Annotated in this window: 31 protein-coding genes; 24 read left to right on the top strand and 7 right to left on the bottom strand. The window is 44.9% G+C overall.

Annotated elements, in window-relative coordinates; translation table 11 throughout:
- The first annotated feature begins 23 nt into the window (after positions 1–23).
- Complete coding sequence (locus QNI24_RS00240) at positions 24–278, top strand: hypothetical protein (protein WP_267176832.1); 255 nt, start codon at positions 24–26, stop codon at positions 276–278.
- 14 nt (positions 279–292) lie between these two features.
- On the opposite strand, the gene pyrF is transcribed toward QNI24_RS00240, so the two are convergent.
- Positions 293–1,096: an orotidine-5'-phosphate decarboxylase gene (gene pyrF / locus QNI24_RS00235; protein WP_267176833.1), complete on the bottom strand. Its 804-nt coding sequence runs from the start codon at positions 1,094–1,096 to the stop codon at positions 293–295.
- Between the two features lie 74 nt (positions 1,097–1,170).
- On the opposite strand from pyrF, the gene QNI24_RS00230 reads away from it, so the two are divergent.
- The 5 genes from QNI24_RS00230 to QNI24_RS00210 are packed head-to-tail and all read left to right on the top strand — an operon-like array spanning position 1,171 to position 4,489.
- Positions 1,171–2,526, top strand: coding sequence for a Do family serine endopeptidase (locus QNI24_RS00230; protein ID WP_267176834.1), 1,356 nt, complete (start codon positions 1,171–1,173; stop codon positions 2,524–2,526).
- Between the two features lie 14 nt (positions 2,527–2,540).
- Positions 2,541–2,927 (top strand): peptide-methionine (R)-S-oxide reductase MsrB, encoded by a 387-nt coding sequence (gene msrB, locus QNI24_RS00225; RefSeq protein WP_267176835.1) that lies wholly within the window; start codon positions 2,541–2,543, stop codon positions 2,925–2,927.
- A gap of 44 nt (positions 2,928–2,971) precedes the next feature.
- A complete protein-coding gene (locus QNI24_RS00220; RefSeq protein WP_267176836.1) occupies positions 2,972–3,505 on the top strand; it encodes a hypothetical protein in 534 nt (177 codons plus the stop codon).
- A 2-nt stretch (positions 3,506–3,507) separates the two neighbouring features.
- Complete coding sequence (locus QNI24_RS00215; protein WP_267176837.1) at positions 3,508–4,050, top strand: GNAT family N-acetyltransferase; 543 nt, start codon at positions 3,508–3,510, stop codon at positions 4,048–4,050.
- 37 nt (positions 4,051–4,087) lie between these two features.
- Positions 4,088–4,489: a hypothetical protein gene (locus tag QNI24_RS00210; RefSeq protein ID WP_267176838.1), complete on the top strand. Its 402-nt coding sequence runs from the start codon at positions 4,088–4,090 to the stop codon at positions 4,487–4,489.
- 53 nt (positions 4,490–4,542) lie between these two features.
- Here the strand turns inward: QNI24_RS00210 and QNI24_RS00205 are convergent, their stop codons facing one another.
- Positions 4,543–5,559, bottom strand: a complete 1,017-nt coding sequence (locus tag QNI24_RS00205) for a glycosyltransferase family 4 protein (protein WP_267176839.1) — start codon at positions 5,557–5,559, stop codon at positions 4,543–4,545.
- On the bottom strand, positions 5,559–6,212 hold the full coding sequence (locus tag QNI24_RS00200) for a hypothetical protein (RefSeq protein WP_267176840.1): 654 nt from the start codon (positions 6,210–6,212) through the stop codon (positions 5,559–5,561). The genes QNI24_RS00205 and QNI24_RS00200 overlap by 1 nt, the downstream gene beginning before the upstream one ends.
- Before the next feature lie 406 nt (positions 6,213–6,618).
- Between QNI24_RS00200 and QNI24_RS00195 the strand changes: the two genes are divergently transcribed.
- The 4 genes from QNI24_RS00195 to QNI24_RS00180 are packed head-to-tail and all read left to right on the top strand — an operon-like array spanning position 6,619 to position 9,258.
- On the top strand, positions 6,619–7,128 hold the full coding sequence (locus QNI24_RS00195) for a hypothetical protein (RefSeq protein ID WP_267176841.1): 510 nt from the start codon (positions 6,619–6,621) through the stop codon (positions 7,126–7,128).
- A gap of 12 nt (positions 7,129–7,140) precedes the next feature.
- On the top strand, positions 7,141–7,890 hold the full coding sequence (locus tag QNI24_RS00190) for an alginate export family protein (protein WP_267176842.1): 750 nt from the start codon (positions 7,141–7,143) through the stop codon (positions 7,888–7,890).
- Between the two features lie 24 nt (positions 7,891–7,914).
- A complete protein-coding gene (locus QNI24_RS00185; RefSeq protein WP_267176843.1) occupies positions 7,915–9,039 on the top strand; it encodes a serine hydrolase domain-containing protein in 1,125 nt (374 codons plus the stop codon).
- 3 nt (positions 9,040–9,042) lie between these two features.
- On the top strand, positions 9,043–9,258 hold the full coding sequence (locus tag QNI24_RS00180) for a hypothetical protein (RefSeq protein WP_283708417.1): 216 nt from the start codon (positions 9,043–9,045) through the stop codon (positions 9,256–9,258).
- Here QNI24_RS00180 and QNI24_RS00175 read toward each other — a convergent pair.
- Both QNI24_RS00175 and QNI24_RS00170 read right to left on the bottom strand, forming a co-directional pair.
- Positions 9,252–10,004, bottom strand: a complete 753-nt coding sequence (locus QNI24_RS00175) for a biotin--[acetyl-CoA-carboxylase] ligase (RefSeq protein WP_267176845.1) — start codon at positions 10,002–10,004, stop codon at positions 9,252–9,254. The two genes, QNI24_RS00180 and QNI24_RS00175, sit on opposite strands and share 7 nt — an antisense overlap.
- 11 nt (positions 10,005–10,015) lie before the next feature.
- On the bottom strand, positions 10,016–10,666 hold the full coding sequence (locus tag QNI24_RS00170) for an alpha/beta hydrolase (protein ID WP_267176846.1): 651 nt from the start codon (positions 10,664–10,666) through the stop codon (positions 10,016–10,018).
- Between the two features lie 89 nt (positions 10,667–10,755).
- Between QNI24_RS00170 and lptM the strand changes: the two genes are divergently transcribed.
- The 12 genes from lptM (at position 10,756) to QNI24_RS00110 (ending at position 19,640) form a co-directional block, all read left to right on the top strand.
- Positions 10,756–10,920 carry an LPS translocon maturation chaperone LptM gene (gene lptM / locus QNI24_RS00165; RefSeq protein ID WP_267176847.1) on the top strand — a complete coding sequence of 55 codons (165 nt, stop codon included), beginning with the start codon at positions 10,756–10,758 and terminating at the stop codon, positions 10,918–10,920.
- Positions 10,910–11,689, top strand: coding sequence for a diaminopimelate epimerase (dapF, locus tag QNI24_RS00160; protein WP_267176848.1), 780 nt, complete (start codon positions 10,910–10,912; stop codon positions 11,687–11,689). Before lptM ends, dapF begins: the two co-directional genes overlap by 11 nt.
- A gap of 18 nt (positions 11,690–11,707) precedes the next feature.
- Complete coding sequence (locus QNI24_RS00155) at positions 11,708–12,397, top strand: DUF484 family protein (RefSeq protein WP_267176849.1); 690 nt, start codon at positions 11,708–11,710, stop codon at positions 12,395–12,397.
- A gap of 242 nt (positions 12,398–12,639) precedes the next feature.
- Complete coding sequence (locus QNI24_RS00150) at positions 12,640–13,020, top strand: ATP synthase subunit I (RefSeq protein WP_267176850.1); 381 nt, start codon at positions 12,640–12,642, stop codon at positions 13,018–13,020.
- A 9-nt stretch (positions 13,021–13,029) separates the two neighbouring features.
- Positions 13,030–13,893, top strand: coding sequence for a F0F1 ATP synthase subunit A (gene atpB, locus QNI24_RS00145; RefSeq protein WP_267176851.1), 864 nt, complete (start codon positions 13,030–13,032; stop codon positions 13,891–13,893).
- 57 nt (positions 13,894–13,950) lie between these two features.
- The gene (gene atpE / locus QNI24_RS00140) at positions 13,951–14,238 is read left to right on the top strand and encodes a F0F1 ATP synthase subunit C (protein ID WP_267176852.1); all 288 of its coding nucleotides are present in this window, start codon (positions 13,951–13,953) and stop codon (positions 14,236–14,238) included.
- A gap of 49 nt (positions 14,239–14,287) precedes the next feature.
- Entirely contained in the window at positions 14,288–14,758 is a 471-nt protein-coding gene (locus tag QNI24_RS00135) for a F0F1 ATP synthase subunit B (protein ID WP_267176853.1), read from the top strand.
- A 1-nt stretch (position 14,759) separates the two neighbouring features.
- Positions 14,760–15,287: a F0F1 ATP synthase subunit delta gene (locus QNI24_RS00130; RefSeq protein ID WP_267176854.1), complete on the top strand. Its 528-nt coding sequence runs from the start codon at positions 14,760–14,762 to the stop codon at positions 15,285–15,287.
- Between the two features lie 38 nt (positions 15,288–15,325).
- A complete protein-coding gene (gene atpA / locus QNI24_RS00125) occupies positions 15,326–16,873 on the top strand; it encodes a F0F1 ATP synthase subunit alpha (RefSeq protein ID WP_267176855.1) in 1,548 nt (515 codons plus the stop codon).
- Positions 16,874–16,917: 44 nt separating this feature from the next.
- Positions 16,918–17,778: a F0F1 ATP synthase subunit gamma gene (gene atpG / locus QNI24_RS00120; protein WP_267176856.1), complete on the top strand. Its 861-nt coding sequence runs from the start codon at positions 16,918–16,920 to the stop codon at positions 17,776–17,778.
- A gap of 12 nt (positions 17,779–17,790) precedes the next feature.
- Positions 17,791–19,206 carry a F0F1 ATP synthase subunit beta gene (gene atpD / locus QNI24_RS00115; protein WP_267176857.1) on the top strand — a complete coding sequence of 472 codons (1,416 nt, stop codon included), beginning with the start codon at positions 17,791–17,793 and terminating at the stop codon, positions 19,204–19,206.
- 11 nt (positions 19,207–19,217) lie between these two features.
- Positions 19,218–19,640 carry a F0F1 ATP synthase subunit epsilon gene (locus QNI24_RS00110; RefSeq protein WP_267176858.1) on the top strand — a complete coding sequence of 141 codons (423 nt, stop codon included), beginning with the start codon at positions 19,218–19,220 and terminating at the stop codon, positions 19,638–19,640.
- 85 nt (positions 19,641–19,725) lie between these two features.
- Here QNI24_RS00110 and QNI24_RS00105 read toward each other — a convergent pair whose 3' ends face one another.
- Entirely contained in the window at positions 19,726–21,183 is a 1,458-nt protein-coding gene (locus tag QNI24_RS00105; RefSeq protein WP_267176859.1) for a hypothetical protein, read from the bottom strand.
- A gap of 245 nt (positions 21,184–21,428) precedes the next feature.
- Between QNI24_RS00105 and QNI24_RS00100 the strand changes: the two genes are divergently transcribed.
- Positions 21,429–21,845, top strand: coding sequence for a hypothetical protein (locus tag QNI24_RS00100; RefSeq protein ID WP_283708416.1), 417 nt, complete (start codon positions 21,429–21,431; stop codon positions 21,843–21,845).
- Positions 21,846–21,850: 5 nt separating this feature from the next.
- Here QNI24_RS00100 and QNI24_RS00095 read toward each other — a convergent pair whose 3' ends face one another.
- A complete protein-coding gene (locus QNI24_RS00095; protein ID WP_267176861.1) occupies positions 21,851–22,525 on the bottom strand; it encodes a zinc metallopeptidase in 675 nt (224 codons plus the stop codon).
- Between the two features lie 411 nt (positions 22,526–22,936).
- On the opposite strand from QNI24_RS00095, the gene pip reads away from it, so the two are divergent.
- Complete coding sequence (gene pip / locus QNI24_RS00090; RefSeq protein WP_283708415.1) at positions 22,937–23,875, top strand: prolyl aminopeptidase; 939 nt, start codon at positions 22,937–22,939, stop codon at positions 23,873–23,875.
- Positions 23,876–23,967: the final 92 nt, after the last annotated feature.

Below are 23,967 nucleotides of genomic sequence, written 5' to 3'. Positions count from 1 at the left end.
TATGCCATAATTAATATAATCAAATGTCCAAACAAGACCTTTCTCAGTTATCCGATGATGAACTGATTAAACACGCCGAAATCATGAAAAAGACCAAACGTTACGATACTTTTATTATGGGGTTCTTGGTTGGGGTGGCGTTGTTCAGTACCATCAAAAATGGTTTTGGCTTGCTCACTTTCTTGCCTTTGATATACCCACCTATTGCAGCGCGGAACATGGCGCAGCGAAAACTGGTTAATGCCTTGATGGATGAGCGGGGTTTAACACTTCAATAACCGGCGGAAGAAGCTTATCTGAACTGATTGACTAAATTCTTTAATTCTATACAAGCTTGTTCAGCCGCTGCGGCGTAATTGTCTTTATCCTTACCAGCGAAAATAATGCCGCGCGATGAGGAGATGATCAGGCCCTTGCCGTCACTGCGTAAACCGGCATTCAAGGTGGCTTTGACATCGCCGCCTTGGGCACCGATGCCAGGGATCAGTAAGGGCATGTCACCCACAGTTTGGCGGATTTGAGCCAATTCTTCGGGGTATGTGGCACCGACCACCAAGAGTATGTTGTTGTTTGTATTCCAGCTGGTGGTGGCTTTGTGGGCGACTTCTTGAAACAGGGTTCGGCCATTATCAAGTTTCAGGTTTTGTAATTCGCCGGAACCCGCATTGGATGTCTTACACAACACCACCACGCCTTTATCTGCCTGTGAGCTATAGGGTTCAATGGTGTCACCACCCATGTAAGGATTAACGGTGACGGCATCGGCTTGGTAGCGCTCGAAGGCCTCTTTGGCATACTGTTCAGCGGTACTGCCAATGTCGCCGCGTTTGGCATCCAGAATCACCGGCACATTGGGGTATTTGTGGTGGATGTAGTTGATGATTTCAGTCAGTTCTGATTCGGCTTGCAGTGCGGAGAAATAAGCAATTTGTGGTTTGAAGGCACAGACATGTGCCGCGGTGGCATCGACAATACCTTTCAGCCAGGTGATTAAATCCACACCAAGCGGGGCAATTTTTTCTTGATTGGGGTCCAAACCGACACATACCAATGAGTTGTTGTTTGATTGGGCTTGTTCTAGTTTTTGTATGAACATGGGCTTGAAATTATCAGGAAAAAGGCTATTTTACAACAACGGAACTTTGATTGAATCAACGAATCAGAACTGTTATGAAAAAATTTAAATCTATCTTTGTTATATGCTGTGGCTTGATGGTGTTTGCCACATCACAAGCGAGCTTGCCGGCTGCTGTTAATGGCCAGCCAGTCCCCTCATTGGCGCCCATTTTGGAGCAAGTGACACCTGCGGTGGTTAATATCAATACCCAATCCATTCAGTATGTGCGCTCACGCAACAGTGAGTTTTACAGTTGGTTTTATGGTCTGCCTAACACACCGCGAGAACGGGTGACTCAGTCACTGGGTTCTGGGGTGATTGTTGACGCAGTCAAAGGCTTAATCCTGACCAATCACCATGTGGTAGGTGATGCCGATGACATTTCTGTGGTGCTGCATGATGGTCGCACTTATAACGGCAGACTGATCGGCTCGGATGAAGGCACTGATGTGGCGGTGATTCAAATCGAAGCGGATGATTTAACTGCTTTGCCTCTGGCTGATTCGGAGCAACTGCGTGTGGGTGATTTTGTGGTGGCTGTGGGTAATCCTTTTGGTTTGGGTCAAACCGTAACCTCGGGCATTGTCAGCGCGCTGGGAAGGACCAGTTTGAGTGGTTTGGGTTATCAGAATTTCATCCAAACCGATGCTTCGATTAATCCGGGAAATTCAGGTGGTGCTTTGATTGATTTGAATGGTGCTTTGGTCGGTATCAACACCGCTATTTTTTCACCCTCTGGCGGTAACGTCGGTATTGGTTTTGCCATCCCATCATCCCTCGCCAAACGCATGATGCGCCAGTTGGTGGAGTTTGGTACGGTGCGTCGTGGCTCTCTGGGCATGGGTGTTCAAGACATCACCGAACGCCTGGCGCGGGCCTTTGATGTGGGCCAAAAACAAGGTGTTTTGGTGACTTCAGTTGATCCAGATTCGCCAGCAGATCGTGCTGGCATTCAAGCTGGTGACATCATCACTCGACTGAATGGTGATAAGATCAGTAATCAGAAGCAATTTCAAAATTACGAAGGACTGATTGAGTTAGACAGCCAAGTGAAAATCGATTACCTGCGCGATGATGCGGCCAAACAGGTGATGACTCTGATTACTGAAGCCGATCGCAATGAGCTCAAAGGCCAAGAATTGCACCCTTTGCTCAAAGGCACTTTGCTAAGTAATTTGCCGCTGCAATACCGCGACCGGTTTCAAGGGGTTTTGATTGAAGAAATTGAACGCGGTTCCAGTGCTTGGGAATTGGGTTTGCGTGCTGGTGATTTAGTCACCTCGGTTAACAAACGTGAGATTAACAGCCTCAAGCAAATGACCCAAAACATTGATGCCAGTAAGAAAACACCGCTGCTGAACATCTACCGCAATGGCAGGAATTATTTGTTGTTGCTGGAAGGTGATTAGATTAAGGTAATTGAATGAAAGAAGACTTAAAAAAAGAACTGAAAGAAAAACTTGATCCGGTGAGCTATGAAGTGATTGTCAACAAAGCCACTGAAAGACCGCACACCGGCGATTACAACCTGAACTTCAGAGACGGAAAGTACAGCTGTAAAGCCTGTGGAGAGGTGCTGTTTGACAGCGCTTCAAAATTCGATGCGGGTTGTGGTTGGCCCAGTTTTGATCGTGAAATTGAGGCCGGCAAGATCAAAGAAGTGTTTGACGATTCTCATGGCATGCGCCGCGTTGAAGTGGTCTGTGCCAATTGTGAGGGCCACTTGGGTCATGTGTTCAATGACGGCCCAACGGACACCGGCTTGCGCTACTGTGTTAATTCAGTTTCGGTTGATTTTGAGGAAGCTTAAGACTATCTAAGTGGAAAAAGTATGAATCAAATGGCAAGGACTATATGCAATTGATAAAACGCTTTGTTATGGTTTTGCTGCTTGTGTCGATGGCATCGGCGGTGCAAGCTGACTTCAAATCAATGGTGCTCAAACCGGCACAAATTGGGCCGCAGTGGGAGGGTGGCACAGGCGTGGTGATTGAAGACATGAACAACCCACCGGCATTTTTTGCTCAATCCATGGCAACAACCATCAATCAGTTCAAGTCAATTGGCGTGACCAGCATGGCCAATTTGGCTTATCGCAAAAAAACCAATGTGATGCATCAGGTTGAATTAAAGTTTTTTGTTTTTGAGTCCTCAGCTGCAGCAACGGCCTGGAAAAAAGAGAAATATGGCTATGAAGACTGGCAGCAACATTATGAATTCAGTGAGCATGATGACCTGGCCATATTTGACAGCACCCAAATCAACAAACGCATTGTGTTCTATCGAAACTATTGGCTCACGGTCGCCTCACCTTCAGATGTAACAGACCATCAATTGTTCGTCGAGAAGGTGATTGCAATCATCAAGGAAAAAACGAGCAGTAAATAGGGATGGCATTGCAATTTCGGGATCATAAAATTCTCCAAACCCAAGCCAAAGTAGATTTATTCACCATCGTCTTCAGCGCTTCTGAGGGCGCCGCTGAAGGTGAGTTGATTGGACAATTGGTGGCCGATATGTTGCAACAAACGGCGGCCAAAGACTTGTCTGGTTTCGTCGCTGTAGAAGGTGATGTATTGGCAGGTGGTGTGTTGTTCAGTCGCTTTAAATTACCCGTGAATAAAACCGCTTTTATTTTATCGCCCATGGCCATCGCAACGGACCAACAAGGCAAAGGCTTGGGACAGGCGTTGATTAATCACGGTCTCGTCGCTTTAAAAGCGCAGGGTGTTGAAGTGTTATTGACTTATGGTGATCCGAATTACTACCAAAAAGTTGGCTTTGAAGTCATATCACAAGACTTCATCGAGGCGCCTCAACCCCTGTCTTACCCTGATGGCTGGTTGGCGCAATCCTTGACTGACCAGCCATTGCTGCCAATGCCTGGCAAGACCCGCTGTGTCGATGCTTTGAATCGGCCTGAGTTCTGGTGAAAGGGATGACGAAAAACAATCAGCCTTCGAAATTTTTATGAGCTTGCAGTTTTATTTGTATCGAGCGCCCGAAGGTACTGGTCCCATCACTTCTTGGCAGAAAATGGAAGCCGAACGACTGGGTAATGCGGCAGAGGTGAAAAAACATTTGAGCCAGCTCTTCCCTCTCATCCAGTGGCAGCCTCACAACAAGGGAGTTGTGGGCTTGAGCAGTCAGACAACACCTTATCTGGATGTAATGATAACTGAAGATGAGGTTGATTCGGTGTTTTTTGTGGTATTCAATAAGCCTCCACCTTCAGTGATGCGAAAGGTGATGAAACAGATGAACTTAAACCATGCTTGTGTGCCTGAAGCCGATACATTGATTGATCCTTATGGCTATGACGATGAAGCCCGATATTACAAGAAAAAAAATAATCCGCTGCCCACGTTTTAATCAACAAACTCTAGTTGAATCTGCTACAAATAGTCCGCCAAGCCATTCTGTTTTCACAAACCCAAGGCATCAAGCCATTGGCTGTAAACGCTTTCATCATCAAACATGTGTCGGTAACTGACCTGTGGCAATTCACGCTGCCAATTGACCAAAGTTTTGGTTATTTGGTAGTTATCCTCGGCATCAATCAGCACATTACTCGGGTGCAAGATTTCGCGGGCGGCGCCGATGTCATGGGCCAAAACAGGAGTGCCCAAGGCGTTGGCCTCTGCATAAATCAAGCCAAAGGTTTCGGCGAAGCTGTTTTGTGGGTAAAACACACACAAGCTGCTGGCGATGTGGGCTTTGACTTCAGCGGCAGGCAGGGCACCGAGGTAATGCACATTGGGGATGTCTTCAGGTTGGTCATCGCGGTAGCCAGGGTTGGCCACGTACAGTTTTAAATCTTTGAGGTGGCGGTTGATTTGTTGGAAAGTGCGCAAAGTTTGCGCCAAACCTTTGTTCGGTGCTGATAAGAACAATAACTTGTTGGTGTTTCTGGCTTGTGCTGGGTAATCAGCCAGTGAGGCTGGAATGGGATTGTAGCAAGTTTTAATGTCTATTTTTGCTTTGAACAGGTTAAACAATTGGCCAAGCAGACCTCGATTCAACAGGCGGTCACAATCAGCAGCATGGGTTTTGGAGTTGGTAATCAGCTGCCAGCCTGGTTTGAACGTGATTGCCCTTTTTAAGCTGTATTCCCAGTTTTTATAAGTGTGTATCCACAAATGGAATGATGCCTTGGGAAAATGTTTTTCGAATACTTTTAATTGCGGAAATTTACGCAAAACCACCACGTGATCTGGCGCTGAAATGGTGGCTAATTGTTGTGGGCCAATGAATTGGATGCCGCTGTGCTCAGTTGCGCCATCGCGGGCTTGTTGAAACACGGTGACTGCGTGGTCATTTTTTGCCAAGATTGCTGCTGTTCGCAACACACTGGATTCGGTACCACCCATGGCTTGAGCTGCCAGTTCGGCAAAACCGTAGGGTTTGGGGTGAGTGGTGTCAGCGAAAAAGATGTGCGCCATTAATTGCTTTTACAGATGACTTCGTTCTGGCTGATGTCTGGGTAATTGACTTTCAAATCAGGCAAGGTGTCAATTTGGGATTCAGTGATACTGAAGTCCAGCCAAAACTCAGGCCATTGTTCGATGCGTATTTCTTTGCTGACTTTGAAGCCTTTTTTTGACAATTCAGCAATGCGGTTATCGGCGTTGAAGGATTCGCGGTACAAGCCCAGCGAGATCGAATTTTCATTATCACCTGAGGTCACAACATAATAATCCTTAACAAATGCAGCAGCCAGTTCACGGCCTTTCTTCAATGCTTCGGTGCGCGATGAAAGCGCTGGCAAATAGACCCAATACCCAGCCTCTTGAGTGGTGGTGATTTTACGGATGTTGGTTTTCAATACCACCGCATCCAGTGTTTCTCTGGCGGCGTGCACATTGGCCTCAACATCAAAGGGTCCTGCCGAGTAACACAACTGTTGTACATCACTGTTGATGGTCACTTCACTTGTAGTGGCAGGTTTATTCGGTTCAACCTCAGCAATTAAGGCCAATTTCTCTACGCCCTCATCAACCACGGTGAATTCGGTTTTTACCACTGGCGAAATGCGCTTTGACCAGACGAAAAAAGCGATGTTTGCCAATAGTAACAGAATAAAGAAATAACGCATTGTTGTGATTGTGTCCGTGCTTGCTGGTTGTTATGGATAATGGTTTTGGATTATACGTCTTAGCCAGCAACTTCGCCACTGATTGATGAATGGTTGTTTGAATCCAAACTGATTAGACTTGCTTGATTTGTTGTTGGGCCAATCGGTGGAGTCGATTGATTGCTATTAGTATGTCTTGCTTTGGCTTATGTGATCATCAAAAACAAAAGTAAAGCATGGTATTATCATCATTGTTTTTTGAGCTCAAACTATGAGGGTAGCCAATGTATCAACGACCATCAAACACAACCAATCATGGTTCAAAGTTGTTTATTTGCTTTTTTTTGAGTGTGCTCTTTACCGATACCCATGCCAAACAAACACCGGACGAAAAAATACTATTTGAAAATGATCATGCTGCCATTCAATGGCATTTTCAAGCTTGGCTGATACCTTCGCCGCTTCGGTGGAATTCAATCCTGATAAAACTTGGTTGGAGGGGTATATCAAGCCGGCCATCAGCTTCAAAACGCGAAACGATCAGTTAAATTTTTATGGCAACTACTCGGTGGTGTTGTCAGCCACCGCGGAGCAAGACGCTTATGATAAAGGTGACAGTGGTAGGCTGACTTTAGAGGAGGCTTATCTGGGTATAAACTATGTCTTGAATGATGGTGTGTCATTTGACTTCTCAGTGGGACCCAGGGAGAAAAAACTGGGAACAGGCATGTTGATTGCCAACGGCGGTTCTAGTGGCTTCGAACGGGGTGCGTTGAAGTTTGGGCCCAGAAAAGCTTGGGAAATGGCCGCCATGGGTACTTTTAACGTCAGTGATTTTGACATCACAGGTCTTTATTTGGATGCCAATGAAGTACCATCCAATGACACCAATACCACTTTGAATGGAGTGGATGTGAATTATGTGCTGGGCCAATAATCTTTTCTTGGTGTGACTTATGCCAACATCCTGACTTCAAACGCCGCCTATCCTCAAGCGGCTACCGGCGGCGCTGGAGCGCCCAGTGTCACCCCCGGCAATAGGCGAGGGATGTCTTTTTTCAACGTTTATTATAAGCATCACTTTACTGATGGCATGTTACAAGGGTGGTATTTCTCTGCTGATTATGCCCACCAAAAAAACAGTCGAATTGATATGGAAGCTTGGGCAGGTAGAATCCAGGCGAGGTATGTATTCCGCAGCAAAAAGTATCAGCCCAGAATGATGTACAGCCATCAAACATTCTCTGGTGACGACCCTAACACGCCATCACAAGAGCGTTTTGATCCATTGTTTTTTGAAGGCTCACCGAGCAGCTGGGCTACCGGTACAAAATCTGCCATGACTTTCATCAATTCCAATGTCAAATCACATCAACTCGAATGGTCACTCAAGCCGTCTATCAAAGATACCCTGACATTGCGTTATGCTCACATACGAGTGGATAAAATAAGAAGCCCAGTTCAGTTCGGTCAAGCAGTTAGGTTTGAACTTGCTGGTAATGACAACATTGTTGCTGGGGTAACGAAACCCCATCTGGCTGATGATGTTTTTATAGAATACAGTAGGATACTGACCCCTAATAAATATTTAACCGCTGGTTTCAGCGTGTCTATGCCTGGTGAGGGATTGGATGCAGCTGCTTCGAGGAATTTACCAAACTGGATGGGCGGATTCGTCAATATAGTCATCAATTATTAACAGTTTATATAGGAGTAAAGAAGCATGAACCAAGTAAAGTATAAAGGCCGTAACCTGGCATTGATAGTCTACTCAATGCTTGCTGTAATCGGTTCTTCATCTTTGGCCGCCAACAACTTAGATGATGCAGCATCAGACCCTCAAAAACTAGGTATGATGCAAGGCTTTCCACCACCGGTTGAAAAGCGAGTGATGCAGCCGGACTCAAATTTTTTCAGTTTTCCCAAAATGCGTTGGACGGTCTGTCATATCCGTGAGTTGATGCCAACCAAACAAGTCAGCAGAGGGCTTGGAAATCCCGTTCCTCTGCCTTATCAACCGGACCCAGCCATCAATGATGTGACCTTCAAGCCCATAGGGAAAGACACGCCCATGAGTTGGCAAGAATCATTGGCAGTTAATTACACAGATGGCATGTTGATCATGCACCAAGGCAAAGTAGTCTATGAATATTACAGTGGTTGTTTGGATGAGGCTGGAAAACATGCGGCCATGTCAATGACCAAATCAATGACCGGACTTTTGGCTGAGGTGTTGATTGCCGAGGGGGCACTGGATGAGAATGTTGAAGTGGCAACCCTCATTCCTGAGCTCAGTGAGAGTGCTTTTGGTGATGCCACGGTCAGAGAGGTGATGGATATGACGACCTCACTGGATTACAGCGAAGATTATTCAGATCCCAAAGCCGATATTTGGGTTTATTCGGCAGCGGCAAATCCAATGACCAAACCGCCTGAATATAAAGGTCCTGTTGGTTACTATGAATACTTACAAACGGTCAAAGCACAGGGTTCTCATGGACAGGGGTTTGCCTATAAAACAATCAACACAGATACATTGGGCTGGATCATAGCGAGAACTTCAGGTCAATCTGTGGCTGACCTTTTTGCCGAGAAAATTTGGCGCAGAATTGGTGCAGAACAAGATGCTTATTTTACGGTTGATGCAATCGGTACGCCTTTTGCTGGCGGTGGATTGAGTGCGGGTTTGCGCGATTTAGGCCGGGTGGGCTTATTGATGCTCAATGAGGGTCAAATCAATGGCCAGCAAGTGGTTCCAAGCAGCGCCATTCAAAGCATCAAACAAGGTGCTGATAAAGACCACTTTGCTCAGGCTGGTTATGGCACATTGCCCGGTGGCAGTTATTAGAGCATGTGGTGGTTATTGCATAACAAGAACCAGGCATTTGCTGCTCGCGGGGTGCACGGCCAGACCATCTATGTCGACCCCACTGCTGAAATGGTGATTGTGCGTCTTTCATCGTTTCCGCAAGCCAAAAACGGTTACATCGACCCCACCTCACTACCGGCTTATCAAGCCGTTGCAGATTACCTGATGAACAAAGAGACTGAAACCACTGGTCAGTGATTCAAGCGCAGTGTGACCTGCCCGCTGTTGAATGGTTTGACGCCCTCCGAAGTATCAAGCAGCAGTTCGCCCTGTGGGCTGATGCCGACGTATTGGCCATGGATGGCTTGTTGGTGCCCCAGTAACTCTATTGATTGACCAGTTAATAGGTCATGCTTTTGCCATTTTGGTAACAGTGCATCCAGACCTTGTTGTTCGAATTGTTGGATGTGGTCATTGAGGTGCTTAATCAATGCAATGATAAATTCGGTTCTTGTGGGTTTCTGCTGTAACGGGATGTTGCTTATGGGTCGGTCAACTGCTGCCAATTCTGATTCACTCAAGGTCCAATTGATACCGATACCAATGTTAATTTCTGTATTGGCCGCTTGTTTGGGCGTCAGGTGAATCAAAATCCCAGCAAACTTTTGCCCGTTGGTATATAAGTCATTGGGCCATTTCAGCTGCACATCAGCTGCAGGTTCAAACTGTTCGATGGTGACTAAAGTGGCCATAGCCACTGCCATTTGAAAGCCCGCTAACTGGCTTGCTGGCATGCCACAGAGGATTTTGTAAGACAAGCAAATGGATTGGCCATGAGGTGTCAGCCATTGGTTGCCGCGCCGCCCTTGCCCAGAGGTTTGTTCCTCTGCAATTAACAGCCCGCCCAATTTGACGCTGTTCTGGGTTGAGGCTATTGTGTCAACATAGTCACACTTGAGGTGCTTGAAATGACGCCGTATGGCATCAATGTCTATGGCTTCCATCGCGTTTTGAGTTACAAGCTTAAAATGAATCTTTTGATGTCTTCCAGCTCATCCATCGATACACCATGTTGCAATGGGTATTCATGCCAGCTTACTGCATAGCCAGCTGTTTTGAGGGCTTCAAAAGAGCTTTGGCCTAACTGGAATGGCACCACTGGATCATAGTTGCCATGGCCAATAAAAAACGGTGTGTTTTTATTCACAGCTGATTCTTCATCGGCCAATTTTTCAGTGATGGGCAAGTAACAACTCAAGGCCACCACGCCAGCCAGTTTATGTTGGGTTCGTGTTGCGGTGTGCAGCGCGATTGCGCCGCCTTGGGAAAAACCAGCCAAGACGATTTGTTCGGGCTTAAAGCCTGCCTTAATTTGTGCCTCAATTAAGGCCAAGACTTTTTGTTCGGATTCGCGAATGCCGGCTTCGTCAGGCATTTTGCCGATGTCCATCATTTTGATGTCATACCAAGAACGCATTTCCATACCACCGTTGATGGTCACTGGTTGAATCGGTGCATGTGGGAAAATGAATTGAATGGCTTTGTCGGGGTTTTTGAACTGTGGCACCACCGGTTCAAAATCATGACCATCTGCGCCAAGTCCATGCAGCCAGATGACTAAAATCTCTGGGTTTTCACCGGTTTTTTGGGTTATGAAATCTAACATAGGGGAATGAGTGTTTTTTAAGCCGTTGTGACTTGTTATCCGTTTAAAAGCGTTCTATTATAGCGTTTTTCTCATTCACACAAAGCATTATGGCGACCAAATCCGAACGCGCGGCAAAGCCTAAACAACACAAACAGTCTCAAATATTGGTGCTGTTGCTCGTGGCTGCTTTCATGCTCGGTGCTTGTGGCAACAAGGGTGAATTGTATTTGCCGGAAAACGAATCGCAAGAACAACAGTCAGATGAGTCATAAATTACACTTTCAAAAATTGCATGGGCTGGGTAATGACTTCATGTTATTGGACTGTCGTCAACAAGCTTTCGATGTGGCAACCTCGCAAATCGTTGAGTGGGCTAACCGGCGCACCGGTGTGGGTTTTGATCAATTAATTGTGATTGAACAAAAACCATCTGGTTTGTCTTATCGTTTTTTCAACGCCGATGGTGGCGAGGCTGAACAATGCGGCAATGGTCAGAGAGCCATAGCACATTACTTGCAGCACCATGGAACAGCCGCGAAAAATTTAAAATTAACTGGTTTGGGCGGTGAAGTCATTTTGAACTACAAAGACCAAGACAACATTGCAGTTACCTTCAACCAATCTATTAAGGTCAAAGAATCACAGGTGGCTGGGGTAGATGGTTACTACGTTGAAATGGGCAACCCCCATTGGGTCTATCATGAACCAGACTTGAGGGCCAAAGATTTAAAACCTTTGAGTCATTTGGTTAACAATGCCTTTGAGACAGGCGCCAATGTGGAGGCAGTAAAAAAAATCAACGACCATCACATCCAGTTGAGGGTCATTGAGCGTGGCGTGGGAGAAACGCAAGCTTGTGGCAGTGGCGCCTGTGCCGCGGCCATTGCCAGTGCCACTTTATTACAAACCACCACACCACTGACGGTATCAATGTTGGGCGGAGATGTGCAGGTCAGTTATGATTTGGCAGGTGACAAAATCACCCTGACTGGTCCGGTCAGAGCCGTCTACAGCGGTACTTTATCACCTGACACCATTTAATGAGAGTGACACTATATAATGAGTGATGATCTAAAAATTCAAAAAGCGATTAAAAATTACCTGCTAAAAAACCCCCAATATTTTGCTCAGCATCCAGAGTTAATCAATCAACTCAGTGTTGCACAGCCCAACGGTGAATTGACCGATTTAACCAGTCATCAGCTGCGCTCCTTACAAAAGGAAAACCGTGAACTGAAGCAAAAAATGACCGCGTTGATGCAAAACGCCCAACAAAGCGAGTCTGTGATGGATCGTTTGTTTAACTTGCTGTTGCAGCTATCGGTGGTTGATGGCAGCGATTTCATCGATCGTTTTATTGATTTTGTGGCAGCCAACTTTAAAGCAGATTATTTCAAAATCATGTTGGCTGAAAAAGCATTCATTGATGAGGAAAGCGATAACTTGGCGCCCTACACTGCCAACCAACAAAACCATTTTTCTGTGTTTCAATCCAAGTCAGCACCGATTTCAGGTCGGTTGAGACAAGAACAGCTTAAAAGCGTGTTTCCAACTGCTGATGACATCAAGTCTGCTGTGGTTTTACCCATTGGTGAGGCTGCTGAATATGGCATCATGGTCTTTGGTAGTGTTGATCAAGAAAAATTTCATCCCCATTCAGCCACTGATCTGTTACAAAAATTGACCGATATTTTGGCCACTTACCTCCAACAAACACAAGCCGCTGAGGAAGCACAAGCCACGTCATAAGTAAGCCACAGGGTATGCCTTCATTGTGCCGGGAGTTTTTGTGTTCAACAGCTATTGAGTTTTGACCCAGAGCCCAAACATTGCAGTTGATTGAGAAACCCAGCCATGGCGCGGTGGTCTCGATATTTGTTGTTAAAGCGTTGCTTTGGTGCCACTTTGCCATTATAATGCACCCGCTTTTATCGAAGGCACTGTATTTGTTACATTAAAAGGCCGCAAGATTGGGTCTTTCGAGACTCTAAATGACAGCTGAACTATCCTACAAAGAAGTCAAAAAAATTGTGTTTAAAATTCCATTGCAGCAATTGCTCATTGGTTTATTTGTCGCAGCTATATTTTTCTTTGTTCAAGGCCAGTCAGCAGCCTATGCAGCTTTTGCAGGCGCATTAATCAGTACAGTGGGTTCTTTGGTGTTTGCATCCATGGTTTTTTTGTCACCTGTTCGTGATGAGCGGCAGATAAAATCTCGCATGATGACAGGAGAAATCCTCAAAATTTTCACAGTGGCGGTGTTATTTTACGTGGCCATTGTTTTGCTCAAGCTGGCATTGTTGCCATTATTGCTTGGATTTATCGCCACTTTTGTAACGTTTTGGGTGGCACTGTTAACGGCTTTTAAATGAGAGAGTTAAATGGCTGATAAAGAATACACAGGTGTTGGTGGTTACATTGAGCATCACCTGACTAATAATGTCATTGAGTTGGTTCCGGGTAATCCTTTCTGGAATGTACACATAGATAGTGTGATTTATTCTTTGGTTTTGGGTGTGTTGTTCTTGTGGTTTTTCCGCAGGGTGGCAAAGAAAGCCACTTCAGGTGTGCCCGGCAGGATGCAGAACTTCATCGAACTCATCGTTGGTTTTGTTGACGACCAAGTCAAAGACGCCTTCAAAGGCAATTCAAAATTAGTAGCACCATTGGCTCTGACCATATTTGTGTGGGTGTTTTTAATGAACTTTATGGACTTGGTTCCAGTCGATTTGTTGCCAGCAGCGGGTCAACAAGTGGGCATCAATTATATGAAGGTGGTACCTACAACTGACTTAAACATCACTTTTGGTTTGGCCATCGGTGTGATGATTTTGGTGTTCTATTACAGTATCGTGATTAAAGGCCCATTGGGTTATGCCAAGGAATTGGTTACTCACCCTTTTGAGGCCAAAAACCCAATCGCAATAATTGCTTTGGCGCCATTCAATTTATTACTTAATGTGGTTGAAACTTTGGCTAAGCCGATTTCATTGGCTTTGCGATTGTTTGGTAACTTATATTCTGGTGAGTTGATATTCTTATTGATTGCGGTGTTTACACTAGACATGGCTGTGACTGAATTATTCACCACCCTAGGCGGACCTTTGATGGGTATTGGTCAGTTCATCTTGACCTTTATTTGGGCAGCCTTCCATATTTTGATTATCACACTACAAGCATATATCTTTATGATGCTGTCTTTGGTGTACTTGAACATGGCTCATGAAAAGCATGATGCCCACTGATTTATAACTTTAAATTTTTTACTAATTTTTTACTTACTATAGAAATCGGAGAAAACGATGAACGAATTGGCTTTATTAGCAGACATTCAAGGTATGACAGTTATCGCTGTTGCAATTATTTTGGGTATGGCTGCACTTGGAACAGCATTTGGTTTTGCTATTTTGGGTGGTCGCTTGTTGGAAGCAACAGCACGTCAACCTGAATTGGCACCTATGTTACAAGGCAAAATGTTCTTATTGGCTGGTCTTTTGGATGCGATCTCAATGATTGCCGTTGGTATGGCGTTGTTCTTTACCTTTGCTAACCCATTCGTACCAGAAGTATTGAAAGCGGTAGGCGGTTAATTAAATTAATTTAATTACATTCTTTAACTAACCAGTCGGAGTACGAAACATGAGTTTAAATGTCACAATTATTATCCAAATATTGGCTTTCTTGGCCGTATGTTGGTTAACAATGAAGTACATCTGGCCGCAAATCTTGGGCGCCATGGAAGAGCGCGAAAAGAAGATTGCTGATGGCTTAGCCGCCGGCGATCGTGCTGAAAAAGAATTGAGTCAAGCCCAAGCCAAAGTGGACACTTTGATTGTTGACGCCAAAGACCAAGCCATCCATATCAAGGATCAGGCTTCACAAATGGCAACCAAAATCAAAGACCAAGCAAAATCTGACGCCCTTGCTGAAAAAGAGCGTCAGTTGAATGCAGCTAAGGCTGAAATAGAACAAGAGGCGAACCGCGCAAAAGAAGCACTGAGACAACAGGTCTCTGCTTTGGCTATTGCGGGCACTGAGCAGTTGCTTTCAAAAGAAGTGGATGCCCAGAAACACGCCGAATTGTTGGACGATTTAATCAAAGAGATTTGAGATGAGTGAACCAATCACATTAGCAAGACCTTATGCCAAAGCGGCATTTGAGTTCGCCAAAAGTGAGGCTGTTGTTGAACAATGGGCTCAAAACTTGATGGTGGCTGCTGGGTTAGCTCAAAACAATCAAATTCTGGATTACTTCAACCAACCAGAAGTTCTGGACGAAGATTTGGTTCAGTTAGTCAGTGGTGATGATGCCAGCGAACAATACAAGAATTTTGTGTTGTTGTTGGCCATGAATAACCGCTTGAGCTTGTTGCCAGAAGTGGCCGAGTTGTATCAGTATTACCTCGAAAAAGATGCCCAATCACTGAGTGTGGATGTGTATTCTGCCATCGAGTTAACTGATGCCCAAAAACAAGCCATGACCGCAGCACTCAACAAGAGAACCGGTAAACAGATCAGCTTGAACACGCACATCGATGAAAGTCTGATGGGCGGCGCCAGAATTCACTGTGGAGATTTGGTGATTGATGGCACTTTGCGCGGCAAAGTAGAGCGATTGAAGACACAGCTTTTTAATTAATTTAAGTCAACAGACTTAAGAGAATACGAGGAAATACAATGCAAACGACATTGAATCCATCAGAAATCAGTGAACTGATTAAAGATCGAATTAAAGACTTTAAAGTTCAGTCAGAGGCCCGTACAGAGGGTACTGTAGTCAGTACTTCAGACGGAATTGTACGCATCCACGGCTTGGCCGACGCGATGCAAGGTGAAATGATTGAATTACCAGGTGATACCTTTGCTTTGGCATTGAACTTGGAAAGAGACTCAGTAGGTGCGGTAATCTTGGGTGATTACGGCCACATTTCAGAAGGTGATAAAGCCAAATGTACTGGTCGTATTCTTGAAGTGCCTGTTGGACCTGAATTAACTGGGCGCGTGGTCGACTCGTTGGGTAATCCAATTGATGGTAATGGCCCGATTGAATCTAAATTATTGTCTCCGATTGAAAAAATCGCACCGGGTGTGATTGATCGTCAGTCAGTTGATGAGCCAGTTCAAACTGGTTTGAAATCAATTGATGCGATGGTGCCAATTGGACGTGGTCAGCGTGAGTTGATTATTGGTGACCGTCAAACCGGTAAAACAGCCGTTGCGATTGATGCCATCATCAACCAAAAAGGCACCGGCGTGGTCTGTGTCTACGTAGCAGTTGGTCAAAAACGTTCATCGGTTGCTGCCATGGTACGTAAGTTGGAAGAGCACGGTGCAATGGATCACACCATCATCGTTGCGGCAACAGCTTCTGAATCAGCGGCTATGCAATACATCGCTCCTTACTCTGGTTGTGCGATGGGTGAATACTACCGTGATCGTGGTCAAGATGCCTTGATCATTTATGATGACTTATCAAAACAAGCCGTGGCTTACCGTCAGGTTTCCTTGTTGTTGAAACGTCCTCCAGGTCGTGAAGCCTACCCGGGTGATGTATTCTACTTGCATTCAAGATTACTTGAGCGTGCTGCACGTGTCAACGCCGACTATGTTGAGCGCTTTACCAATGGTGAAGTCAAAGGAAAAACCGGTTCATTGACGGCTTTGCCGATCATTGAGACACAAGCGGGTGACGTATCAGCTTTCGTACCTACCAACGTGATTTCGATTACAGATGGACAAATCTTCTTAGGTACAGACTTATTTAACTCAGGTATCCGTCCTGCGATTGATGCAGGTTTATCGGTATCTCGAGTGGGTGGCGCGGCACAGACTAAAGTTGTTAAAAAATTAGGTGGTGGTGTTCGTTTGGCACTGGCACAGTACCGAGAGTTGGCGGCTTTCGCCCAGTTCGCATCTGATTTGGATGACGCGACACGAGCGCAATTAGAGCGTGGTCAACGTGTGACCGAATTGATGAAACAAAAACAATACGCGCCTATGAGTGTGGCTGAGATGGCTGTGTCTTTGTATGCCATTGATAGGGGTTATATGGATGATGTCGACATGGACAAAATCCAAGACTTTGAAGCAGCTCTGATTGATCACATGAACAACACCCAAGAAGGCTTCATGAATTCACTGAATGAAAGTGGTGACTTCAATGAAGAAATCGAAGGTCAGTTGAAAGCTGGTGTGGAAGATTTTAAAAAGAACGGTACTTATTAAAACGTTATAAATAGCGTTTGTTAATAACATAACAGGTATTTAATATGGCAGTTGGTAGTGAAATTGTAACCAAGATAAAAAGCGTAAAGTCGACCCGCAAGGTGACTACTGCTTTGGAAATGGTTTCAGCCAGTAAGATTAAGAAGGCTCAAGATCAAATGAATGCCTCTCGACCTTACACGCATAAAATCAAACAAATGATTGGTCATTTGGCAAAAGCCAGACCAGAGTACAAACACCCATTCATGATGGAACAAGAAGCCAATCGTGTGGGTTATATCATTCTTTCTACTGATCGTGGATTGTGTGGTGGCTTGAACTCAAATTTGTTTAAAAATGCAGTCATTCACATGCGTGAATGGGAACAAAAAGGTTCCGAGATTGATGTGGTAACCGTTGGTAATAAAGCCTCCAGTACTTTCAAATCGACCAATGTGAACTTGAAGGCCAATATCTCATCATTGGGTGATAACCCAGAACTGACCAAATTAATTGGTGTGGTTAAAGTGATGTTGGATGCCTTTGAGAACGGCGAATTGAGTCATTTGTACTTGGTCTTTAATGACTTCATTAACACCATGAGTCAAAAGCCCACCATCGACCAGTTATTACCTTTACCAGCAACAGAAGAAGAGGCAATCTCAGATAACTGGGATTACCTGTATGAGCCTGATGCCAAAGATGTTTTGGATCATTTGTTGACCCGTTACGTTGAGTCTTTGGTTTACCAAGGCGTATTAGAGAATTTGGCCTCCGAGCATGCGGCCAGAATGGTGGCGATGAAATCAGCCTCTGACAACGCGTCAGACCTGATCAAAGACCTGCAGTTGATTTACAACAAAGCAAGACAGGCAGCCATCACCCAAGAAATTTCAGAAATCGTCGGCGGCGCGGCCGCAGTATAGGAGAAGTCAGATATGAGTTCAGGTAACATAGTACAAATCATTGGTGCGGTAGTAGACGTTGAGTTTCCTCGCGATGCAGTGCCAAAACTGTATGATGCATTAAAGATTGCCGAAACCGGTACCACCTTAGAAGTTCAACAACAATTAGGTGATGGCGTGGTCAGAACCATTGCTTTGGGTTCTACCGACGGTTTGAAGCGTTCATTAGAAGTCACCAACACGGGTGCAGCCATTTCAGTACCAGTGGGTAACAAAACATTGGGTCGCATCATGAATGTATTGGGCGAGCCGATTGATATGTGTGGTGATGTTGATGCCGAAGAGCATTGGGAAATTCACCGTGATGCACCAGCTTATGATGAGCAAGCCGCGTCTGATGAGATTCTGGAAACAGGTATTAAAGTGATCGACTTGGTTTGTCCTTTCGCTAAGGGCGGTAAGATTGGTCTGTTCGGTGGTGCCGGTGTAGGTAAAACCGTAAACATGATGGAATTGATTAACAACATCGCCACCAAACACTCAGGTTTGTCTGTGTTTGCTGGTGTCGGTGAGCGTACTCGTGAAGGTAATGACTTCTACTACGAGATGCAAGAAGCTGGCGTTGTTAATGTTGAGAAATTTGAAGACTCTAAAGTGGCCATGGTCTATGGTCAGATGAATGAGCCTCCAGGTAACAGACTGCGTGTTGCATTGACGGGTTTGACCATTGCTGAGTATTTCCGTGACGAAGGTCGTGACGTGTTGTTGTTCATCGATAACATCTACCGTTATACATTGGCCGGTACTGAGGTATCTGCACTGTTAGGTCGTATGCCTTCAGCGGTGGGTTATCAGCCTACTTTGGCTGAAGAAATGGGTAAATTACAAGAACGTATTACCTCGACTAAAAAAGGTTCGATCACATCGATTCAAGCGGTATACGTACCAGCTGATGATTTGACCGATCCATCACCAGCGACCACCTTTGCTCACTTGGATGCAACGGTTGTACTGTCTCGTTCGATTGCTGAGTTGGGTATTTACCCTGCGGTTGATCCATTGGATTCAACTTCGCGTCAATTGGATCCACAGTTGGTTGGTGAAGAGCACTACAACACAGCCCGTGAAGTACAAGGTACATTACAACGCTACAAAGAATTGAAAGACATCATCGCGATACTGGGTATGGACGAACTGTCTGAAGAAGACAAACAAACAGTATACCGCGCACGTAAAGTTGAGAAATTCTTCTCACAACCATTCTTCGTGGCAGAGGTATTTACTGGTTCACCAGGAACGTATGTTTCATTGAGCGAAACCATCCGTGGTTTCAAAGGCATCATCGAAGGTGAGTACGACCACATTCCAGAACAAGCGTTCTACATGGCCGGTACCATTGATGAAGTGTTAGAAAAAGCCAAGAAAATGGCTGATAAAGAAGCAGCTTGAGGTAAATAATTATGGCAACCATTCAATGTGACATAGTCAGTGCTGAAAAAGCCATATACTCTGGTGAAGTTGCCATGGTTGTGGCCAGTGGTGTAGCCGGTGAATTGGGTATTGCGCCCAGGCACGCCCCGCTCATCACCCAATTAAAGCCAGGCGAAGTGCGGGTTTTGTTTGAAGATGGCACTGAGCAAGACTTTTACGTCTCAGGTGGCATTTTAGAGGTACAACCACACTTGGTTTCGGTCTTGGCCGACACAGCAGTGCGTGCCGATGACATCGATGAAGCGGCAGCGATTCAAGCCAAAGAAGAAGCCGAAAGGTTGTTGAAAGACACCGACAAGCGACAGGATTTGGCACGGGTACAAGCCGATTTGGCCAAAGCCGTGGCGCAAATCCAAGCCATCACCCGTTTGAAGAAACAGTTGAAACGCTGATTTGAACTGCTGATAATAGCATTAAAAAGCCGACTGCTCAGTCGGCTTTTTTTTACTTTTCGAAAAGGTGACACTGATGATATATTTAATTATCTTCTGTAACAGTCACTGATGACTTAATGATTTCAGAGCCGCCGTATTGGGCTAACAAGCCCTCACCTGCCCCTGCATTGGTGAAACGTTGTAGAGAGATTCCAGTGACAGGAATACCATGGATATTGACAGTTGAACCGGTGTTTGTTTCAGTTGCTGGTAGTGTTCTTGCTGTTGGAAATGAAGTAACAACAAAACCATTTTCAGTAGCATGAATTGCTGCTGGTGTCTTTGTAATTGTGGAATTTTTAGAATTTGTAATCAAAGGCCTATCTGGCGAGTCTGTAATTGAAGTACCTAAATCGTAACCCTGAACAAAAACACTGCCACAAATAGCAGGAGTAAATAAAACTGGACAAGGCGCACCAAAGTTACAACTATTAAAGTCCTTCTCTTGAGATGCTCTGTCGAAAATAAATTGTTTTATTTCGATGCCACCATAAGCAGTATTTTGACAGATTAAATCGTTGTCTTGGGTATTCGAATTAAATGGCCTGGTGGCATTGGTGTCATTGCTGTTCACATAAAAACGCCGGGTGGGTTGGGTGAATATGGATTCATTGATTCCGGCCACAACAGTATCTAAGGCATATGACGCCACCAATTTATCCGCCATTAGAACAGCAGTGACCGCATCAATACCCGTTGCTGTGGCCAGCTTATAAGATTGACCATGTGCCATGATATCAGCCATCGGATTTGCTGAATCCAACGATAAAGATGAATCTTCAGGGTTAACATGAGCTATGGTGTTTTCAGCATGAAAACCGTCGAATGCCAAAGACGGTACTGAGTAGTTAATGCCTTGGGCCACATCAATGATTTGTGCATCTGCCATCAATCCGCCAGTTGTGGTTAACAATTCTGATTGTACATTGCCACCAGTTTCTTCGTGCCACATGCCATTTTCTTGCCAAAACGATGCCAGAGAATCACAATCTTGAGGAACCCCGGTGACACCATGCTCAGCGACGCCAAAAACATTGGATCCATTGAAAAATGTTGCCATTTCGATGACTTCTATGAATCCTTCGCGTGTTCGTTCAAGGTCATTGGATCCATCAATGATCTCATTAGGTAGAAACTCTTGACCGGATTTTCTTAAACCAGGTGCACATGATGTGTCATTTGAGATTTGCATCGCCGAAAGTTGACCCTGATAACCCTCAATACTGGATGCAGTAGGCACCAGAGCAAAAGTCCACACATCATAAGCATCTAAATAGATATTGTAAGAAAGTGCTGAATAACCGTGTAATCCTTCACGTATGTTGACTTTAATGGCTTTGCCATAAGACGTAGAGTTGGTTACAGTGACTAAGGTGTTTAAACCATTATTTACGGTGTAATATGGAAGGATTAAAACCTCGCCCAATCCTTTGTGGTTGATATAGACTGCTGATACATTGAGTGAAATCAATAACAACCCCATCAATAAATATTTTTTCATTGCTTTTCCCTGCATAGATAATTGAGTTTTTAATTATACGTGATAGGCATTCGAAATTTGTTAAATATTGATATTGCCTGTGGCTTTGCAAAGTACATGAATGATCAATCAGTTAAGATGTGGTTCCTAATTTCACGAGGTTCACAACAGATATAGGCGGCTGAGAATATCGCACCTAGGTGACATGAAAATAATCACCCAATCGGCTAAACTGTATATTGAAAAATTTATGAAAGGGTGAAATTATGAATAACATGACACGAAATATTTTAGCGATTGTCATTGGTGTGGTGATTGGGGCTGTGGTGAATATGGGCTTGGTGAATGTGGGTCCATCTGTCATACCGCCACCGGGTGGGGCTGATGTGACGGACATGGAAACCTTAAAAGCGAGTATGAAGTTGTTTGAGCCCAAGCACTTTATTTTTCCATTTTTGGCGCATGCTTTAGGCACCTTGGTGGGTGCTATTGTGGCAGTAAAAATTGCAGTCAGTAACAAACTGGCTTGTGCTTTATTGGTCGGTTTGGTATTCCTGACTGGTGGGATCACCATGGTTTATCTGGTCGGCGGGCCCATGTGGTTCATTGTGGCTGATTTAGTTGTGGCCTATATACCCATGGCCTATTTAGGTGCCAAAATAACCGGTGTAAAAAACAGTTAGGTAGATTAACGCATAAAGCGCATCCAGCGCCACAGGTTGAGGATATCAGCCAGCGCTGCAGCAACATAGGTCAGGGCGCAAGCACGTAAGATTTGTTTGACCTTGGGTAACTCTTCCTCTTTGATGTAACCTTCAGAGAGAATCGGCATGGCTTTGTTGAAACTGGCATCGAACTCTTCAGGCAGCACAGCCGCATGCATCAGCACCGAGACCAACATAGTTATCACACCTATAACGATGGTCAACAATGCCATCTGCGGAATTCTAAAAACCAAACCAACAAAGGGCGAGGCCATCAGGAACATCATTCCCAATTGCTTGATGCGATGTGCGGTGGGTAAATATTTCTGTCGCAGTCGACTGACTGGTTCTCCTTTGTTGAACTGAATCGCGTGTCCCACTTCATGGGCAGCCACCGCCACAGCGGTGAGAGATTTTCCTTCGTAGACTTCAGGACTCAAACTGACGATTTTGTTTTGTGGATCATAGTAATCGGCACCTTCAGCGCCTTTAATGACCTCAACACCGGATAACTCAAAACGTTCAACCAGGTGATGAGCCAGCTCACTGCCCGTACCATCCAATGATTCGATGTGCTTTTGGTGTTTGCGCAAGATGTATTTCACCCAGAGCTGTGGGCCAAATACAATCAGTAAAATTAGGATGATTAAGATGGGCATGTTAATTGAGAATTTAACAACGCCTTGGACACAGGTCAAGTGTTTACGGCTTGAGATAGCCTGTATCTAAAGACTCAAATTAAAGCAAAAGTTATTCTCAAACCAAAATAGGACATCTATACTGTTCGTGTTGAAAGTTTGAAAAAAAGAGGTGTTATAAATGAACCCCATATTAAAAGTGTGTATGATATCTGCCTAATCAGCGATTGTATCAGTGGTTATATTGAAATACATTGGTTACGAAAACCCAGCGGTCATCGGTGGCGGTGTGGCTGGTGGTGTTGCTGGTGCAGTCAGTGCCAGTTTGTTTAAAAGTAAAAAATAAACAGAACAGTTCTAAACGACCTTAATCACGACATTTAAAACCTAACAATAATGCCATTTATCGGTAACTCAACTGAAAGTAATATGATGAAAAAACTGTACCCAAGCATCGAACCGAATCAATCATTTCATTTATCAGTCAATGACACCCATGAGATATATGTAGAAACCTGTGGCAATCCGGATGGGGTGCCAGTGGTATTTGTCCACGGTGGACCTGGAGCCGGTTGTGGCTTGGATGACCGCTGTTTCTTTAATCCGGAAAAATACCACATTGTTTTGTTTGACCAAAGGGGCTGTAACCGTTCAAGGCCTCTTGGTAACATCGAAGAAAATACCACCCAAGATTTGGTACAAGACATTGAAACCATTCGTCAACATCTAGCTATCCAGCAATGGGTGGTGTTTGGCGGTTCATGGGGATCGACCTTAAGTCTGGTTTATGCTCAGACCCACCGTGAGCGGGTTCTGGGTTTGATCGTTAGGGGTGTTTTTTTTGGCACACCTGAGGAAAATAAATGGCTTTGGCAAGAAGGCTTGAGCCGATTTAATCCGGAAGCTTATGAACGCTACCAGTCGTTGGTACCAGTCGATCAGCGTGATCACATCCTCAAATACTATTATCAGATGATGACCAGCGGTGATGACACCAAGCGCAATCTGGCGGCGGCTGAAATGATGCGTTGGGAGGATGCGGGTTTTACCATGCAGGACTATGAATCCACGGCCAACCCAGATGATGGTAACTGGCATCAAGGCATGTTGGAAGCCCACTACTGTGTGCACAATTGTTTTATTGAAGATCGGCCCATTGTTGAACATCTTGATGTACTCAAGGGCATGCCGGTGTACATAGTTAATGGCCGTTATGACCTATTGTGTCCGCCCATCAAAGCCTATAAGCTGCATCAAGCACTACCAGAATCAAAACTGACAGTTGTAGATCGCGCCGGTCATGCATCGAAAGAGCCTGCCATGGTAGATGCTTTGGTCAGCGCAACTGATGAGATGTTGAGCCAACTATAAACGCTGAATTTAATACCTTAAGGCTGTTTTTTTAGGGCTGTAATAATAGCTTAAGGTATTGATAATAATAAAAATATATAGTTCCTATTCGC

Source organism: Marinicella marina (genome assembly GCF_030065545.1).
Lineage (GTDB): Bacteria > Pseudomonadota > Gammaproteobacteria > Xanthomonadales > Marinicellaceae > Marinicella > Marinicella marina.
The sequence above is the reverse complement of the archived record's forward strand: the minus strand, read 5'-3'. Positions and strand labels throughout refer to the sequence as shown.